Raw genomic sequence first — 15,407 nt, 5'->3', positions numbered from 1 at the left:
GTTGCAGCGCCCGCGGCTCAGTTGAGGGTTCGCAGCACGTGACCGACGTGGCCCCAGAAGGTCGGCTCCGTCGACTCGCGCGTGGTCAGCAGGCCGCGGCGATGCATCCAGCGCTCGAACGCGACCGACGCCAGCGGCGGCACGGAAGCGATCAGGCCGAGCACCAGCGTGCGGAACGGCCAGCGCAGCGGGCTGAACACGACCAGGCAAGTCACCACGTAAGCGGTGAACACCAGGCCGTGCACCCAGCCGAGGACCGTCACGCCCTCGGGCAACCCGAAGCCGTACTTGAACAGCATCGCGATCAGCAGGCCCGCCCAGGAGAACGCCTCGGCGACCGCGACGAAGCGGAACCAGCTTCCGTAGGTGCGCACCTGCCACCGCCTTTCGCGCCCGGAGGCGCCGTCCGATCCGTGCTGGGAGCCGGGTGAGCCGACTCGGCGCCGCCGTCACGGCTGCGAGCAGTTCCCCGAGTTGGTGCCGCCTTCGACGAGCAGTCCGGACCAGGCCCCACTTGCTACGAGTGTGCAGCGTGTGCGCGCTCACACTGCTTCGGGCTCCGGCTCTTCGCCGGTCGTGCGGTCCGGTGCCGAACCGCGGCACCGGCCGTCAGCCGCGCGCGTTCACGAACTCGCGGAGCAGCGCGTTGAACTCGTTCGGCCGCTCGCGGTTCGGCCAGTGCCCCGCCCCTTGGACCACCCGCAGTTGCGCGTCCGCGATGCCTGCGGCCGCCGTCTGCGAGGACGACAACGGCACCGACCGGTCCCGCTCGCCGTGCACCAGCATCACCGGACAGCCGATCTGGTCCAGGTGCGGCAGGTGGTTCACCCGCATGGATCGGCGGGCCACCGAGTCCCGCTGCCAGTCGGAGAACAGCGAGCCCCGCTGGCGCGCTTCGGCGATGACCTCGTCGACGATGCTCTCCATGTCCTGCGGTTGGTCGGCGAACAGCTGCTTGGCCAGCACCCGGCGCACCGTTGCGCGCCTGGTGGCCAGCAGGTTCTTGGTCCCGCGGTCCAGGAACCGCACGCGCGTGGCGAGGTACTTCAGCGCGTGGTTCTGCAGCTTGGGCACCAGCCCGCCGGAGCTGACCAGGACCATCCCGCGCACCCGGCGCGGATGCCGCAGCGTGAAACCGGTGGCGATGCTGCCGCCCATGGACAACCCCACCAGCATCGTGTCCCGCACGTTCCACGCGTCCAGCAGCCAGCGCAGCACCTCTTCGAATGTGCGCTGGTTCGCCCGGCCGTGCCACGGCTGACTGCCGCCCTGGCCGGGCAGGTCGGGAACGTAGACGCGGTGGTCGGCGGCCAGCACCGGGATCGCGTGCCGCCAGCTCAGCATCGCGTTGTCCAGTCCGGCGCCGTGCAGCAGCACGATCGCCGGTCCCGCGGAGCCCGCCCGGTAGTAGCGGATCTTGCCTGCGGGGAACTCCACGTGGTCGACCTCGACACCCTGCGGCGGGGCGGTCATCTCTCACTCCTCGACTGCTGGCTTGCTGCGGCGGGCGGACCCGGATGCGCGAATCGGACGTTCACTCGCCTGAGACGTTCCGCGGCACGGTCGCGTTGCGGTGCGGTTCTCGGCGACGGCGGTGCCGGGCCGCGAGCGGTGCCTGCGGCGCCCCGCGCCGATGGCGAGCGCATCCTTTCGATCTTGCATCGCCGCGCGGGTGTTACTCGGCAGGATATGCCCGCAGCGCATCGGCGTGGCACCGCCCGCAGCCCGGCGCGGCGGGCGTGCCAGGATCGACCGGGTGAGCACCGTGCATGACTGCAACCGCCCGGACGGCCGGGAGGCCGGCCTGACCGCCGCCGCGAACGCGGTGCGAGCAGGCGGACTCGTCGTCCTGCCCACCGACACCGTTTACGGCATCGGCGCCGACGCGTTCGACACCGAAGCCGTCGGCTCGCTGCTGACCGCGAAGGGACGCGGCCGCGACATGCCGGTGCCGGTCCTGGTCGGCTCCTGGAACACCGTGGACGGCCTGGTCATGTCGGTGTCCCGGCAGGCTCGCGCGCTGATCGAGGCGTTCTGGCCCGGCGGGCTGTCCCTGGTGCTGCCGCAGGCCCCGTCGCTGGCCTGGGACCTGGGCAACACGCGGGGAACGGTGAACCTGCGGATGCCGCTGCACCCGGTGGCGCTGGACCTGCTGCGCGAGGTCGGCCCGATGGCGGTGTCCAGCGCGAACCGCAGCGGCCAGCCGCCCGCGGCCACCGCCCAGGAAGCGCGGGACCAGCTGGGCGAGTCGGTGGACGTCTACCTCGACGGCGGCCCGTCCGGCGAGCCGGTCGCCTCCACGATCGTCGACCTCACCCAGTCGCAGCCGCGGGTGCTGCGGGAGGGGGAGATCAGCCGCGACCAGCTCGCCGAGGTGCTGGGCGTGGAGGTCGAACCCGCGCAGTGAGCCCGGTGCGCGGATCCAGTGCCATGCGGGCGAAAGGCCCCCGCGCCGGTTCCTCGCGTCCGAAGTGGATCGATCTTCGCTGATCCGGACCGGTGCTCGCGGCGCGTCCGAGTGCCGATAGCGTTGGTGCTGGATGCGCAACGTGCCACGCGATGAGGAGCGCCGAGCTTGAACACGCCGTTCCGGGGGCTGAAGACCGACCGGGCCGCCGGCCCGCGCGGGTAGCACCGCCATGGACAATTCGACGCTCTGGGCTCCTGCCGGCCTGCCCGCGCGGGAGTACCTGTTGGTGCTGCTCACCGCGGCGGCGGTGACCTTCCTGCTGACCGGCTTGGTGCGGCTGCTGGCGATCCGCGTGGGGGCGGTCGCCTACCCGCGCAAGCGGGACGTGCACCTGACGCCGATCCCGCGGATGGGCGGGGTCGCGATGTTCGGCGGAGTGCTGGCCGCGATGTTCCTGGCCAGCAACCTGCCCGCGCTCTCACGCGGTTTCGACTTCTCCAAGGACGCGGTCGCCGCGCTGCTGGCGGGCGGGGTCATCGTGCTGGTCGGCGCGCTGGACGACCGCTTCGAGCTGGACTCGCTGACCAAGCTGGCCGGGCAGGTCACCGCGGCCGGGATCCTGGTGCTGTTCGGCGTGCAGTGGTTCGGCTTCTGGGTGCCGTGGGGCGGCACCGAGGGGCACATCGGGCAGCTGATGGTGCTCAACAGCAACCAGGGGCAGCTGCTCACGGTGCTGCTGGTCGTCACGATGATCAACGCGATGAACTTCGTGGACGGCCTGGACGGCCTGGCCTCCGGGATCGGCCTGATCGCCGCGAGCGCGACCTGCGCGTTCTGCCTGAGCCTGCTGCAGCAGCACGGCGGCGACGTCACCGCCTACCCGCCCGCGCTGATCGCCGCCTCGATCGCCGGGGCGTGCATGGGGTTCCTGCCGTTCAACTTCCAGCCCGCGCGGATCTTCATGGGCGACTCCGGATCGATGCTGATCGGGCTGATGCTGGCGACGGCGAGCACTTCGGCCTCCGGCAAGGCCGATTACGCCGGTTTCGGCGGCAAGGACGCGCTCGCGCTGCTGTCCCCGCTGCTGGTGCTGGCCGCCGTGCTGTTCGTGCCGCTGCTCGACCTGATCATGGCGGTGGTGCGGCGCACCCGCGCGGGCAAGAGCCCGTTCCACGCGGACAAGATGCACCTGCACCACCGGCTGCTGGAGATCGGGCACTCGCAGCGCCGGGCGGTGCTGCTCATCTACCTGTGGGCGGCGGTGCTGGCCTTCGGCGCGGTGTCGTTGACGCTGTTCAGCGCCGCGGTCGTGGCATGGGTGGTCGGATTGGGCGTGTTGTCGGCCGCTATCATTTCCGCAATCCCGAGAATGGCCGAACGGTGGCGATCCGATCGAGGGGCCTGATGAGCGAGACGACCGACCAGCGCGCCGACGGCGCCGATGCGGGCAACCCGCACGCCGCGACGGTGCGCAAGCTGGCCGACGCCATGCTGCGGACCGCGGTGTGGCCGGGCGTGGTGGTCGTGCTGCTCGGGATCCTGGTCTCCGGCTTGCTGGCAGGGCTGCCGGGTGTGTTCGGCGCGCTGGTCGGCGGAGTGGTGGCGTTCGGGTCGTCGCTGCTCACGATCGGCCTGATGCGCTGGACCGGCGGGCTGCACCCGATGTTCGTCATGGTCGCCGCGCTCGGCGGCTACATGGGGAAGATGCTGGTGCTGCTGGTCGTGATGACGTTGCTCGGCGGAGTCGAGGGCCTGCACTCCTACGCGCTGGCGTTCACCATGCTGGCCACGATCATCGTGTGGGCCGCTTCCGAGGTCGTCGCGTTCCGGAAAACCAAGATCCCGGTCGTCGTTCCTGGTCAATGACGGTCTCAGCGGTGCTTCGCGGGTAGTGCCGGAGATGGGGTTACCCGCTGGTATCGTCCGGTTCGACCTGGTCGCCCTGGTGCGGAGGGTGATCACCTGACACCGATCGTGCACATGTCGCGTGTGACGGGGTCGACTTAGGTGTCAGATCGCGTATCAGGTACGTTAAGTGCAAATCATGACGATTCGCCCGACGGTGTGAACCGCGGGAGAACCGGAAGGAGCCCTGTTGGGCGCGCTGGTGCTGGCCCAAGGCGGAAAGTTTCAACCGCCGGGCGCGGAAGCTTTCGACCTCCCGCCGATCTTCGGCGGCGTCACCAAGCCGATGATCCTGATCGTACTCTCCGTACTGATCATCGGCGTCTACTTCCTGGTTGCCACCCGCAACCTGAAGCTGGTGCCGGGCAAAGGCCAGTTCGTCGCCGAGTTCCTCTACGAGTTCAGCCGGAACAACATCGCGCGGGACCAGATCGGCGCCAAGGAGTTCCGCCGGTTCGTACCGCTGATCTTCGCGCTGTTCACGTTCGTGCTGGTGAACAACATCTTCGGGATCATCCCGCTCATCCAGTTCCCCACCATGTCGCGCATCGGCTTCCCGGTGGCGCTGTTCCTGGTGGCGTACGTGGTCATCCACACGGTCGGTTTCGCCAGGCACGGGTTCCTCGGCTACTTCAAGCACGTCATGTTCCCCCCGGGCGTGCCCAAGCCGATCTACGTGCTGCTCGCACCGATCGAGTTCTTCCAGAAGTTCATCGCCCAGCCGGTCGCGCTGGCCATCCGGGTGTTCGCCGCGATGTTCGCCGGGCACCTGATCCTGATGGTGTTCGCCCTGGGCGGGGAGTACCTGCTCGTTGAGGCGGGTGCGGCGTTCAAGCCGGTCTCGATCGTCGCCTTCGCCTTCGCCATTGCCTTGACGTTCGTCGAAGCCCTGATCCAAGTGCTGCAGGCGTACATCTTCGCGTTGCTGACCGCCAACTTCATCGGCAGCGCGCTCGCCCAGGAGCACTGAGAGCAAGACCAAGACCTCCGATCCGCGCATGAGCGCGGACCGAGTTGAAAGGTAGTGAAAGTGAGCAACATCGTTCTTGCGCAGGCCGCCGAAGCCGCGACGAACATGAACCCCGGTCTCGCCGCCATCGGCTACGGCCTGGGCGCCATCGGCCCCGGCGTCGGCGTCGGCCTGATCTGGGCCGCGGTCATCAACGGCACCGCCCGCCAGCCGGAGGCCCAGGGTCAGCTGCAGGGCATCGCGTGGATCTCGTTCGTGCTGGTCGAGGTGCTCGCCCTGATCGGCCTGGTCATCTACTTCATCGCCTCCAACGCGTGACAATCCGGCACTGAAGCGTAGGGAGACGTCATGGTGAAGACGCAGACGTTGCTGGCCGCGGGCGGCCACAACCCGGTCCTCCCTGCTCCGACCGAGATCGTCGTCGGGCTGATCGCCTTCCTGATCCTGCTGTTCGTGCTCTGGAAGTACGCCGTTCCGCGCTTCGAGAAGGTCTACGCGGAACGCAGCGAGCGGATCGAAGGCGGCATCGCCCGCGCCGAGCAGGCGCAGGCGGAGGCTCAGCGGACGTTGGAGCAGTACAAGTCGCAGCTCGCCGAGGCTCGTGCCGAGGCGGCCCGGATCCGGGACGACGCGCGGGCCGAGGGCCAGCAGATCGTCGAGGAGATGCGGGCTCAGGCGCAGACGGAGTCCGAGCGGATCGTCACGCAGGGCCAGAACCAGCTCGCCGCGCAGCGTTCGCAGATCATCGCGGAGCTGCGTTCCGACCTCGGACGGCAGGCGGTCGACCTGGCGGGACGTATCGTCGGGGAGTCCCTGGAGGACGAAACCCGGCAGCGCGGCACCGTGGACCGGTTCCTCGACGAGCTGGAGTCCACCTCCGCACCGTCCGGTTCGGCACCGTCCGGCAGGTAGGCAGGGGTGCGAGGAGCACGCACATGATGTGGTCACCGGAAGTGCCCCGAGAGCGAAAGGCCCTGGAGAGTTGAGCACCCTCGTGAACGCCGCGAGCCGCGACGCGCTGGCAGCCACCGAGCTGCAGCTGTTGCAGGCCACCGACGGGGCCGGGGCCGCGGAGATCACCGGTCTGGCCGATGAGCTGTTCGGCGTGGCCGCGTTGCTGGGTCGCGAGTCGACCCTGCGCCGCGCGCTGGCCGACGCCTCGACCTCGCCCGGGACCAGAGAAGACCTGGTCAAGGACCTGCTGGCGGGCAAGCTCGGCCAGCGGTCGCTGCCGGTCGTCACCGAGGCCGTCCGCGCCCGGTGGTCCAGCGCCAAGGACCTGGTCCGCGGCCTGGAACGGCTGGCGCGGGTGGCGCTGCTGGTGCAGGCCGAGCGGGCCGGTCGGCTGGACGCCGTCGAGGACGAGCTGTTCCGGCTGGGCCGGATCATCGGTGCGGACCTGCCGCTGGAACGGCTGCTGGCCGACCCGGCCGGTTCCCCGGAAGGCAAGGCGGTCGTGGTCGACGACCTGCTCGGCGGCAAGGTCGAGCCGGTCACCCAGACGCTGGTGCGCCAGCTCGTGGAACACCCGCGGGGCGGACGGATCAGCGAGGGCCTGGAAGAGCTCGCGGAACTCTCGGCCAAGCGCCGGGAGCGGTCGGTGGCGCACGTGCGGTCGGCCGTGGCGCTGTCCGACGAGCAGCAGCAGCGGCTCGCAGCCACCTTGCAGCGGATCTACTCGCGGCCCATCGCGGTCCACCTGGAAGTGGATCCGGACGTGGTCGGCGGCCTGCTGATCCGGATCGGTGACGAGGTCATCGACGGCACCATCGCGGGCCGCTTGCAGTCCCTTCGGCGCGACCTGGCCGACTAGCGGCGAGGCGCAGCCGGCGAAGAACTTCCTCCCAGAGAACGAACCGAGAGCAGGAACGAGACATGGCGGAGCTGACGATCTCGTCGGACGAGATCCGCAGTGCGATCGAGAAGTACGTCTCCAGCTACTCCCCGGAGGTCAGCCGCGAGGAGGTCGGGGTCGTCACCGATACCGGTGACGGCATCGCCCATGTCGAGGGCCTGCCTTCGGTCATGACCGAGGAGCTGCTGGAGTTCCCCGGCGGCATCTACGGCGTCGCGATGAACCTGGAAGCCCAGGAGATCGGCGCGGTGATCCTCGGTGAGTCGGAGAGCATCGAGGAGGGCCAGGAGGTCCGGCGCACCGGCAAGGTGCTGTCCATCCCGGTCGGCGACGGCTTCCTCGGCCGCGTGGTGAACCCGCTGGGCGACCCGATCGACGGGCTCGGCGAGGTCAAGCCGGACGCCCAGCGCCAGCTGGAGCTGCAGGCCGCCTCGGTGGTCCAGCGCCAGGAAGTGCGCGAGCCGATGCAGACCGGCATCAAGGCGATCGACTCGATGACCCCGATCGGCCGCGGCCAGCGGCAGCTGCTGATCGGCGACCGCAAGACCGGCAAGACCACGGTCGCGATCGACACGATCATCAACCAGAAGAGCAACTGGGAAAGCGGCGACCCCGAGAAGCAGGTGCACTGCATCTACGTCGCGATCGGCCAGAAGGGCTCCACGATCGCCGGCGTGAAGCGGCAGCTGGACGAGTCGGGCGCCTCGGCCTACACGACCGTCGTCGCCGCCCCGGCCTCGGACTCGCCGGGTCTGAAGTGGCTGGCGCCCTACGCGGGCTCCGCGCTCGGCCAGCACTGGATGTACCAGGGCAAGCACGTCCTGATCGTGTTCGACGACCTCACCAAGCAGGCCGAGGCCTACCGCGCGATCTCGCTGCTGCTGCGCCGCCCGCCGGGCCGCGAGGCGTACCCGGGCGACGTGTTCTACCTGCACTCCCGGCTGCTGGAGCGCTGCGCGAAGCTCTCCAGCGACATGGGCGGCGGTTCGATGACCGGGCTGCCGATCATCGAGACCAAGGCCAACGACGTGTCGGCCTACATTCCGACCAACGTCATCTCCATCACCGACGGCCAGTGCTTCCTGCAGTCGGACCTGTTCAACTCCGGTCAGCGCCCCGCGATCGACGTCGGCATCTCGGTGTCCCGCGTCGGCGGTTCCGCGCAGATCAAGGCGATGAAGAACGTCACCGGCTCGCTGAAGATCGACCTGGCGCAGTTCCGCGAGCTGGAGGCGTTCTCCGCGTTCGCCTCCGACCTCGACGCGGCGTCCAAGGCGCAGCTCGACCGCGGTGCCCGCCTGATGGAGATCCTCAAGCAGGGCCAGGGCGAGCCGATGCCGGTCGAGGAAGAGGTCGTCTCGCTGTTCCTCGGCACCCAGGGCCACGTGGACACGGTGCCGGTGGCCGACGTGCAGCGCTTCGAGAACGAGTTCCTCGCCTACCTGCGCCGCACCCACGAGTCGGTGCTCAAGGACATCGTGGAGTCCAAGAAGTTCTCCGACGACGGCCAGCAGATCGTCGTGGACGCGGTCGAGGAGTTCAAGAAGCAGTTCACCGCCGCCGACGGTTCCGCGGTCACCGCGGAGGCCGAGGCCGACGCGATGGACGCGAACGCGGTGGGCCAGGAAACCGTCCAGGTCAACAAGCCCGCCCCGAAGAAGTGACCGGGTAGCTCATGGCGCAACTGCGAGAACTGCGAGACCGGATCCGGTCGGTCAAGTCGATCCGGAAGATCACCAAGGCGCAGGAACTGATCGCCACCTCCCGCATCACGCGGGCGCGTGCCCGGGTGGACGCTTCGCGGCCGTACGCGGCCGAGATCACCAAGGCCGTGTCCGAACTGGCCGGGGCGAGCACGCTGGACCACCCGCTGCTGGTCGAGCGCAGCGAACCGAAGCGGGCCGCGGTGCTCGTGGTCACCAGTGACGGCGGTCAGTGCGGCGGCTACAACGCCAACGTGCTGCGCGCGGCCGAGGAGCTGCAGAGCCTCCTGCGGGAGCAGGGCAAGACCCCGGTGCTGTACGTGATCGGCCGCAAGGGCGACGCGTACTACCGGTTCCGGCAGCGGGAGATCGCGGGCAGCTGGGCGGGCTTCGCCGAGAAGCCTGCCTACTCGGACGCGGCCGACGTCGGGGAGACGCTGGTCAGGGCGTTCCTGGCGGGCTCGGGCGACTCCCCGGACGGCGACGGCGGCGCGCCGGGTGTGGACGAGCTGCACCTGGTGCACACCGAGTTCGTGTCCATGCTGACCCAGAAGCCGACGGTCACCCGGATCGCTCCGCTGGAGGTCGAGTACTCCGAGGACCCGAAGAAGCCGCGGTCGGTCTACGACTTCGAGCCGGACGCGGACACGTTGTTCAAGGCGCTGCTGCCGAAGTACATCAACACCCGGCTGTTCGCCGGGCTGCTGGATGCGGCGGCTTCGGTCTACGCGGCCCGGCGCACCGCGATGAAGGCCGCCACGGACAACGCGGACGAACTGATCCGCAACCTTAGCCGGGAGGCCAACCAGGCCCGGCAGGCCCAGATCACCCAGGAAATCAGCGAGATCGTCGGTGGTGTCGAGGCGCTCTCGTCAGCAGGAAGTGAGTGACATGACTGCGACTGCCACTAGCACGGCTACTGGCACCGGCCGCGTCGTCCGGGTCCTCGGCCCGGTCGTGGACGTCGAGTTCCCGCGCGACCAGGTGCCCGACCTGAACAACGCGCTCACCGTGGACATCACCGCGGAGGGCATGGCCAAGACGCTGACGCTGGAGGTCGCCCAGCACCTCGGCGACAGCGTCGTGCGAACTATTTCGATGCAGCCGACCCAGGGCCTGGTGCGGGGCGTGACGGTGGCCGACTCGGGCGCGGGCATCTCGGTGCCGGTGGGCGATGTCGTCAAGGGCCACGTGTTCAACGCCCTCGGCCACTGCCTGGACGAGCCCGGCTACGGCGCGGACGCCGAGCGGTGGACGATCCACCGGAACCCGCCGGCGTTCGACCAGCTCGAAGGCAAGACCGAGGTGCTGGAGACCGGCATCAAGGTGATCGACCTGCTCACCCCGTACGTGCAGGGTGGCAAGATCGGCCTGTTCGGCGGTGCCGGTGTCGGCAAGACCGTGCTCATCCAGGAGATGATCCGCCGCGTCGCGAAGAACTTCGGCGGCACCTCGGTGTTCGCCGGTGTCGGCGAGCGCACCCGTGAGGGCAACGACCTCTGGGTGGAGATGAGCGAGTCCGGCGTGCTGGCGGACACCGCGCTGGTCTTCGGCCAGATGGACGAGCCGCCGGGGACCCGTATGCGGGTGGCCCTGTCGGCGCTGACCATGGCGGAGTACTTCCGCGACGTCCAGAACCAGGACGTGCTGCTGTTCATCGACAACATCTTCCGGTTCACCCAGGCCGGCCAGGAGGTCTCCACCCTGCTGGGCCGGATGCCTTCCGCGGTGGGCTACCAGCCGACGCTGGCCGACGAGATGGGTGAGCTGCAGGAGCGGATCACCTCCACCCGCGGCAACTCGATCACCTCGATGCAGGCGATCTACGTGCCCGCGGACGACTACACCGACCCGGCTCCGGCGACCACGTTCGCGCACTTGGACGCGACCACGGAGCTGTCCCGCCCGATTTCCCAGATGGGCATCTACCCGGCGGTGGACCCGCTGACCTCCAGCTCCAACGTGCTGGACCCGGCGATCGTCGGGGACGAGCACTACCGGGTGGCCCAGGAGGTCAAGCGGATCCTGCAGAAGTACAAGGAGCTGCAGGACATCATCGCCATCCTCGGTATGGACGAACTGTCCGAAGAGGACAAGGTGACGGTGCAGCGGGCGCGGCGCATCCAGCGCTACCTGTCGCAGAACTTCTACGTGGCCAAGCAGTTCACCGGCCAGGAGGGCTCCTTCGTGCCGGTGAAGGAGACCATCGAGGCGTTCGACAAGCTCTGCAAGGGCGACTTCGACCACTACCCGGAGCAGGCGTTCCTGTCCATCGGTGGTCTGGAAGACCTCGAGCAGGCCAACAAGAAGCTCACCGAGAAGTGAGTCCGGTCCCCGCCGCGACCGCGGTCGGCGGCGGGGATCTTCCGGCGGCAGCGGGTCGGGGTCCTCGTCGGATCCCGACCTTTTGCTGACGCCGGAGTGCTTCGGCGATCGGGCCGCGAGGCCGTGCTGCCCCGGTTCGCGCGCTGGTGAAACAAACCGGAAGTCGTTCGCGATCGACCGGGTGTGCTCGCCCGGTGGCGGCCCGCACCGCGGACCGCCCCTGTTCGGCCCTTCGGAGAACACCCGTCCGCCGCCCGCTAGACTGCGGGCGGTACACCTGACGAAGGAGACGCGCGTGGCCAACATGTCCGTCCAACTGGTCGCCGTGGAGCGCCGCCTGTGGTCCGGTGAAGCGACCGCGGTGGTGGCCCAGACGACCGAGGGTGAGATCGGCATCCTGCCGAACCACGAGCCGATGCTCGGCCAGCTGGTGGAGGGCGGCGTCGTCAAGATCACGACGTCCGACCAGGACACGGTGACCGCAGCGGTGCAGGGCGGGTTCCTGTCCGTGACCGCCGACGGGGTGAGTGTGCTGGCGGAGTCCGCGGAACTGGCCCAGGAGGTCGACGTCGCGCGTGCCCGCGAAGAGGCCAAGGGCGACGACGAAGAGGCCAAGACCAGGGCGCTGAGCCGACTGCGCGCGGCGGGGCACTCCGCCTGACGGGCCGCTGCAGATGGGCTCCGCGGGCGTGTGGTCTCTGGCCGGTGCAGGGCTGGTACTGCTCCTGCTGGTGGTCGGCCTGAGCGCGTTGTTCATCGCGCGGCGGCGGATCCTCCAGCTGCGCGCGGGCGGGATCGACGTGGCGCTGCGCACGCGCACCGGTGAAGGAGCCCGCGGTTGGCACCTCGGCGTCGCCCAGTACCGCGGTGAGGAGTTCACCTGGTACCGGGTGCTGAGCCTGCGCTCCGGTCCGAACTGGATGATCAACCGCGGGGACGTGGAGATCACCGCGCGGCGGGAGCCGTCGCTGGCCGAGTCCTACACGTTGCCGCAGGCGTCGACGGTGCTGCACCTGACGCGGCAGAACGGGCTGGAGCTCGAGGTGGCGATGGGTGCCGACGCGCTCACCGGATTCCTGTCCTGGCTGGAGTCCGCACCGCCCGGCCATTCGGTGCCCTGGGCTTCCTGAACAGGTACCGCGTTCGCGACGCGCCTCGGTGAACCGGGGCGCGTTTTTCGTGGCCTGGACCGCCGCAAAGTTGCTGGCGCTGGAGTCCGCCGCCGGGCGAGACTGGGCCGCGTGCAGGACGCATCAACTGAGCAGCGAGCGTTGTCCATCACCCCGGAGCCGATCGACGGCGCGGACGCCGCGGTGGCATTGCAGTGCTACGTCGACGAGCTGCGCGAACGGTTCCCGGGCGGTTTCGATCCGGGCAAGGCCGCACCGCCCGCGCCCGGTGACTTCGATCCGCCGCGCGGTTGCTTCCTGCTGGTCCGCGACGGCGATGGACGGGTGAGCGGGTGCGGCGCGGTGCGTGCCGAGCACGGCATCGCGGAGATCCGCCGGATGTGGATCTCCCCGGCCTTGCGGGGGTTGGGCGCGGGCCGGCGGTTGCTGCGGGAGCTGGAGCAGCGCGCCCGCGATCTCGGTTGCCGCACCGTCCGGTTGGACACCGCTGCGGAGCTGAACGAAGCCAGGGGGCTGTACAGCTCGGCGGGCTACGCGGAGATCCCCGCCTACAACGACAACGAATACGCCCGCCACTGGTTCGAGAAAGCCCTCGATTGACCGCACGTAAGCTCGTCGGGGTGCGGATCGAGGAAGTGGGCTACGGGCACCCGGACGCGCAACGGCTGGTCGCCGAACTCCAGCAGGAGTACGTGGTCCGGTACGGCGGGCCGGACGGCGACGTCGTCGAGGCCGCGCAGTTCCAGGCGCCGAACGGCGCTTTCCTGGTCGGGTACCGCGAGGGCCGGGCGGTGGCATCGGGGGCGTGGCGGACGGTCGACGCCGACGGCCTGCGGGGTGCGGAGCTGAAGCGGATGTACGTGCCGCCGGACGCGCGCGGGCACGGGCTGTCCCGGCTGATGCTCGCCGAGCTGGAAAAGCGTGCCGCCGCGGCCGGGCACGTCCGAATCCTGCTGGAGACGGGCGTGCACCAGCCGGAGGCCATCGCGTTGTACCGCTCCGCCGGTTACGTCCCGATTCCGCCGTACGGGCATTACGGCGACGACCCGTCGGCGCTGTTTTTCACCAAGACGCTCTGAACGGTTCGGCGGCTCAGGCGTTGCCGGCGGGGCGCCAGAGCACGTCGCCATCCGGGTTCGCCACCCGCGCCAGGATGAACAGCAGGTCGGAGAGCCGGTTGAGGTACTTCGCCGGGAGTTCCGCGGTGCGCTCGCCGTCCTGCTCGAGCAACTCCCAGGCGGCTCGTTCCGCGCGCCGCGCGACGCACCGCGCCTGGTGCAGCAGCGCACCGCCCGGGGTTCCGCCGGGCAGGATGAACGAGTTCAGCTTGGGCAGCTTCGCGTTGTACTCGTCGCACCAGCCTTCCAGCCGGTCGATGTAGGGCTGGGTGACGCGCAGCGGCGGGAATTGCGGATTCTCGGCGACCGGGGTGGACAGGTCCGCGCCCACGTCGAACAGGTCGTTCTGCACCGACCGCAGCACGTCGGCGACGTCGTCGCCGAACGTGGCGGTGGCCAGCGCCACGCCGAGCACCGAGTTCGTCTCGTCCACGTCGGCGTAGGCGATCAGCCGCGGGTCGGTTTTGCGCACTTCCGAGTTGTCCGAGAGCCGGGTGGTGCCCGCGTCGCCGGTCCGCGTGTAGATCTTCGTCAGGTGCACAGCCATGCGGCACAGCCTAGGCAGTCGCCGCCCGGCTCGGCACCGGCTTGGCGCACCCGCCCCCCGCGGAGCCGCCGCCGGGCCGTAACCTGCTGCTCGTGAGTGAGCACTTCCGCGTGCACGGCGGGGCGCGGCTGACCGGCGCGGTCGACGTGGTCGGCGCGAAGAACAGCGTGCTGAAGCTGATGGCGGCCGCGCTGCTGGCCGAGGGCACCACGACGATCACCAACTGCCCGGAGATCCTGGACGTCCCGTTGATGGGGGACGTGCTGCGCAGCCTGGGCTGCGAAGTGGTCGTGGACGGCAGCAGCGCGCACATCACCACCCCCGCCGAGATCAGCCACGAGGCGATCTCGCCGTCGATGGGCAAGCTGCGCGCCTCGGTGTGCGTGCTCGGGCCGTTGGTGGCGCGGTGCCGCCGCGCGGTGGTGACCCTGCCCGGCGGCGACGCGATCGGCTCGCGCCCGCTGGACATGCACCAGAACGGACTGCGGCTGCTGGGCGCGTCCAGCCACATCGAGCACGGCGCGGTGGTGGCCGAGGCCGAGAACCTGCACGGCGCGCAGATCTGGCTGGACTTCCCGAGCGTGGGCGCCACCGAGAACATCCTGATGGCGTCGGTGCTGGCCGAAGGCACCACCATGATCGACAACGCGGCGCGCGAGCCGGAGATCGTCGACCTGTGCGTGATGCTGCAGCAGATGGGCGCCAAGATCGAAGGCGCGGGAACCTCGACGTTGACCGTGCACGGCGTCTCCTCGCTGAAGGCGGTCGAGCACCGCGTGATCGGTGACCGCATCGTCGGCGCGACCTGGGCGTTCGCCGCGGTGGCCACGCGCGGGGACATCACCGTGCGCGGAGTGGACCCGCAGCACGTGAACCTGGTGCTGGAGAAGCTGCGCAGCGCGGGCGCGGAGATCACCACCGGGGACGAGGAGTTCCGCGTGGTGGCCGACCAGCGCCCGCTGGCGGTGGACTACGTGACGCTGCCGTACCCGGGGTTCGCCACCGACCTGCAGCCGATGGCGCTGGCGTTGTCCGCCGTCGCCGACGGCACCTCGATGATCACCGAGAACTTGTTCGAGTCCCGGTTCCGGTTCATCGAGGAGCTGGTGCGGATGGGTGCCGATGCGCGCACGGACGGGCACCACGCGGTGGTGCGCGGGCTGGACCGGCTCTCCAGCGCGCCGGTCTGGGCCTCGGACATCCGCGCCGGCGTGGGCCTGGTGCTGGCCGGGTTGTGCGCGGACGGAACCACCGAGGTCTGGGACGTGTTCCACATCGACCGCGGTTACCCGAACTTCGTGGAGAACCTGCGCGGTCTTGGCGCGCACATCGAGCGCGTCACCGACTGAGCGCCGCCTGCTCGCGCAACGGTGCTCGAGCCGAGTGAACGACCTGTTCGTCGCACTGGATTGGTCGAACGGACCGTTCGCCCGGGAGCCTGCCA

The 15,407-nt window shown here is 69.7% G+C and carries 18 protein-coding genes; 15 read left to right on the top strand and 3 right to left on the bottom strand.

Going from position 1 to position 15,407, the window contains the following annotated elements:
* Window positions 1-17: 17 nt before the first annotated feature.
* Together INP57_RS12550 and INP57_RS12545 are read right to left on the bottom strand one after the other, a co-directional pair.
* Window positions 18-374, bottom strand: coding sequence for a DUF3817 domain-containing protein (locus tag INP57_RS12550; RefSeq protein ID WP_200070313.1), 357 nt, complete (start codon window positions 372-374; stop codon window positions 18-20).
* Window positions 375-609: 235 nt separating this feature from the next.
* Window positions 610-1,473: an alpha/beta fold hydrolase gene (locus INP57_RS12545; RefSeq protein WP_200070312.1), complete on the bottom strand. Its 864-nt coding sequence runs from the start codon at window positions 1,471-1,473 to the stop codon at window positions 610-612.
* 283 nt (window positions 1,474-1,756) lie between these two features.
* Here INP57_RS12545 and INP57_RS12540 point away from each other — a divergent pair, with 283 nt between their 5' ends.
* From INP57_RS12540 to INP57_RS12475, 14 genes are all read left to right on the top strand, one after another.
* Window positions 1,757-2,407, top strand: coding sequence for an L-threonylcarbamoyladenylate synthase (locus INP57_RS12540; RefSeq protein ID WP_200070311.1), 651 nt, complete (start codon window positions 1,757-1,759; stop codon window positions 2,405-2,407).
* A 232-nt stretch (window positions 2,408-2,639) separates the two neighbouring features.
* Window positions 2,640-3,815: a glycosyltransferase family 4 protein gene (locus INP57_RS12535; RefSeq protein WP_200070310.1), complete on the top strand. Its 1,176-nt coding sequence runs from the start codon at window positions 2,640-2,642 to the stop codon at window positions 3,813-3,815.
* Window positions 3,815-4,276: a Cg1360 family ATP-synthase-associated protein gene (locus INP57_RS12530; RefSeq protein ID WP_200070309.1), complete on the top strand. Its 462-nt coding sequence runs from the start codon at window positions 3,815-3,817 to the stop codon at window positions 4,274-4,276. The genes INP57_RS12535 and INP57_RS12530 overlap by 1 nt, the downstream gene beginning before the upstream one ends.
* 229 nt (window positions 4,277-4,505) lie before the next feature.
* Window positions 4,506-5,285, top strand: a complete 780-nt coding sequence (gene atpB, locus INP57_RS12525; protein ID WP_200070308.1) for a F0F1 ATP synthase subunit A — start codon at window positions 4,506-4,508, stop codon at window positions 5,283-5,285.
* Window positions 5,286-5,345: 60 nt separating this feature from the next.
* The gene (locus tag INP57_RS12520; protein ID WP_295148891.1) at window positions 5,346-5,603 is read left to right on the top strand and encodes an ATP synthase subunit C-like protein; all 258 of its coding nucleotides are present in this window, start codon (window positions 5,346-5,348) and stop codon (window positions 5,601-5,603) included.
* A 30-nt stretch (window positions 5,604-5,633) separates the two neighbouring features.
* The gene (locus tag INP57_RS12515) at window positions 5,634-6,197 is read left to right on the top strand and encodes a F0F1 ATP synthase subunit B (RefSeq protein WP_200070307.1); all 564 of its coding nucleotides are present in this window, start codon (window positions 5,634-5,636) and stop codon (window positions 6,195-6,197) included.
* 70 nt (window positions 6,198-6,267) lie between these two features.
* Window positions 6,268-7,098 carry a F0F1 ATP synthase subunit delta gene (locus INP57_RS12510; RefSeq protein ID WP_200070306.1) on the top strand — a complete coding sequence of 277 codons (831 nt, stop codon included), beginning with the start codon at window positions 6,268-6,270 and terminating at the stop codon, window positions 7,096-7,098.
* A gap of 62 nt (window positions 7,099-7,160) precedes the next feature.
* Window positions 7,161-8,804 (top strand): F0F1 ATP synthase subunit alpha, encoded by a 1,644-nt coding sequence (gene atpA, locus INP57_RS12505; protein WP_200070305.1) that lies wholly within the window; start codon window positions 7,161-7,163, stop codon window positions 8,802-8,804.
* Window positions 8,805-8,815: 11 nt separating this feature from the next.
* Complete coding sequence (locus INP57_RS12500) at window positions 8,816-9,733, top strand: F0F1 ATP synthase subunit gamma (protein ID WP_200070304.1); 918 nt, start codon at window positions 8,816-8,818, stop codon at window positions 9,731-9,733.
* 1 nt (window position 9,734) lies between these two features.
* Complete coding sequence (atpD, locus tag INP57_RS12495) at window positions 9,735-11,168, top strand: F0F1 ATP synthase subunit beta (protein ID WP_200070303.1); 1,434 nt, start codon at window positions 9,735-9,737, stop codon at window positions 11,166-11,168.
* 295 nt (window positions 11,169-11,463) lie between these two features.
* Window positions 11,464-11,829, top strand: coding sequence for a F0F1 ATP synthase subunit epsilon (locus tag INP57_RS12490; RefSeq protein ID WP_200070302.1), 366 nt, complete (start codon window positions 11,464-11,466; stop codon window positions 11,827-11,829).
* A gap of 13 nt (window positions 11,830-11,842) precedes the next feature.
* The gene (locus INP57_RS12485; RefSeq protein WP_200070301.1) at window positions 11,843-12,298 is read left to right on the top strand and encodes a DUF2550 domain-containing protein; all 456 of its coding nucleotides are present in this window, start codon (window positions 11,843-11,845) and stop codon (window positions 12,296-12,298) included.
* Window positions 12,299-12,409: 111 nt separating this feature from the next.
* A complete protein-coding gene (locus tag INP57_RS12480) occupies window positions 12,410-12,898 on the top strand; it encodes a GNAT family N-acetyltransferase (RefSeq protein WP_307850035.1) in 489 nt (162 codons plus the stop codon).
* Entirely contained in the window at window positions 12,895-13,377 is a 483-nt protein-coding gene (locus tag INP57_RS12475; protein ID WP_233627362.1) for a GNAT family N-acetyltransferase, read from the top strand. Before INP57_RS12480 ends, INP57_RS12475 begins: the two co-directional genes overlap by 4 nt.
* A gap of 13 nt (window positions 13,378-13,390) precedes the next feature.
* Here INP57_RS12475 and INP57_RS12470 read toward each other — a convergent pair whose 3' ends face one another.
* Window positions 13,391-13,963: a cob(I)yrinic acid a,c-diamide adenosyltransferase gene (locus INP57_RS12470; protein ID WP_200070299.1), complete on the bottom strand. Its 573-nt coding sequence runs from the start codon at window positions 13,961-13,963 to the stop codon at window positions 13,391-13,393.
* A gap of 92 nt (window positions 13,964-14,055) precedes the next feature.
* Here INP57_RS12470 and murA point away from each other — a divergent pair, with 92 nt between their 5' ends.
* Entirely contained in the window at window positions 14,056-15,312 is a 1,257-nt protein-coding gene (murA, locus tag INP57_RS12465; protein WP_200070298.1) for a UDP-N-acetylglucosamine 1-carboxyvinyltransferase, read from the top strand.
* Window positions 15,313-15,407: the final 95 nt, after the last annotated feature.

Source organism: Saccharopolyspora galaxeae (assembly GCF_016526145.1).
Lineage (GTDB): Bacteria > Actinomycetota > Actinomycetes > Mycobacteriales > Pseudonocardiaceae > Saccharopolyspora_C > Saccharopolyspora_C galaxeae.
This window is presented reverse-complemented; position numbering and strand designations above follow the sequence as displayed.

Bases quoted from the DNA above. Each gene is read 5' to 3' on its own strand.
- INP57_RS12545 (WP_200070312.1), bottom strand. From the start codon at position 1,473: ATGACCGCCCCGCCGCAGGGTGTCGAGGTCGACCACGTGGAGTTCCCC.
- atpA (WP_200070305.1), top strand. From the start codon at position 7,161: ATGGCGGAGCTGACGATCTCGTCGGACGAGATCCGCAGTGCGATCGAG.
- INP57_RS12530 (WP_200070309.1), top strand. From the start codon at position 3,815: ATGAGCGAGACGACCGACCAGCGCGCCGACGGCGCCGATGCGGGCAAC.
- atpD (WP_200070303.1), top strand. From the start codon at position 9,735: ATGACTGCGACTGCCACTAGCACGGCTACTGGCACCGGCCGCGTCGTC.
- INP57_RS12470 (WP_200070299.1), bottom strand. From the start codon at position 13,963: ATGGCTGTGCACCTGACGAAGATCTACACGCGGACCGGCGACGCGGGC.
- INP57_RS12515 (WP_200070307.1), top strand. From the start codon at position 5,634: ATGGTGAAGACGCAGACGTTGCTGGCCGCGGGCGGCCACAACCCGGTC.
- INP57_RS12535 (WP_200070310.1), top strand. From the start codon at position 2,640: ATGGACAATTCGACGCTCTGGGCTCCTGCCGGCCTGCCCGCGCGGGAG.
- INP57_RS12485 (WP_200070301.1), top strand. From the start codon at position 11,843: ATGGGCTCCGCGGGCGTGTGGTCTCTGGCCGGTGCAGGGCTGGTACTG.
- INP57_RS12500 (WP_200070304.1), top strand. From the start codon at position 8,816: ATGGCGCAACTGCGAGAACTGCGAGACCGGATCCGGTCGGTCAAGTCG.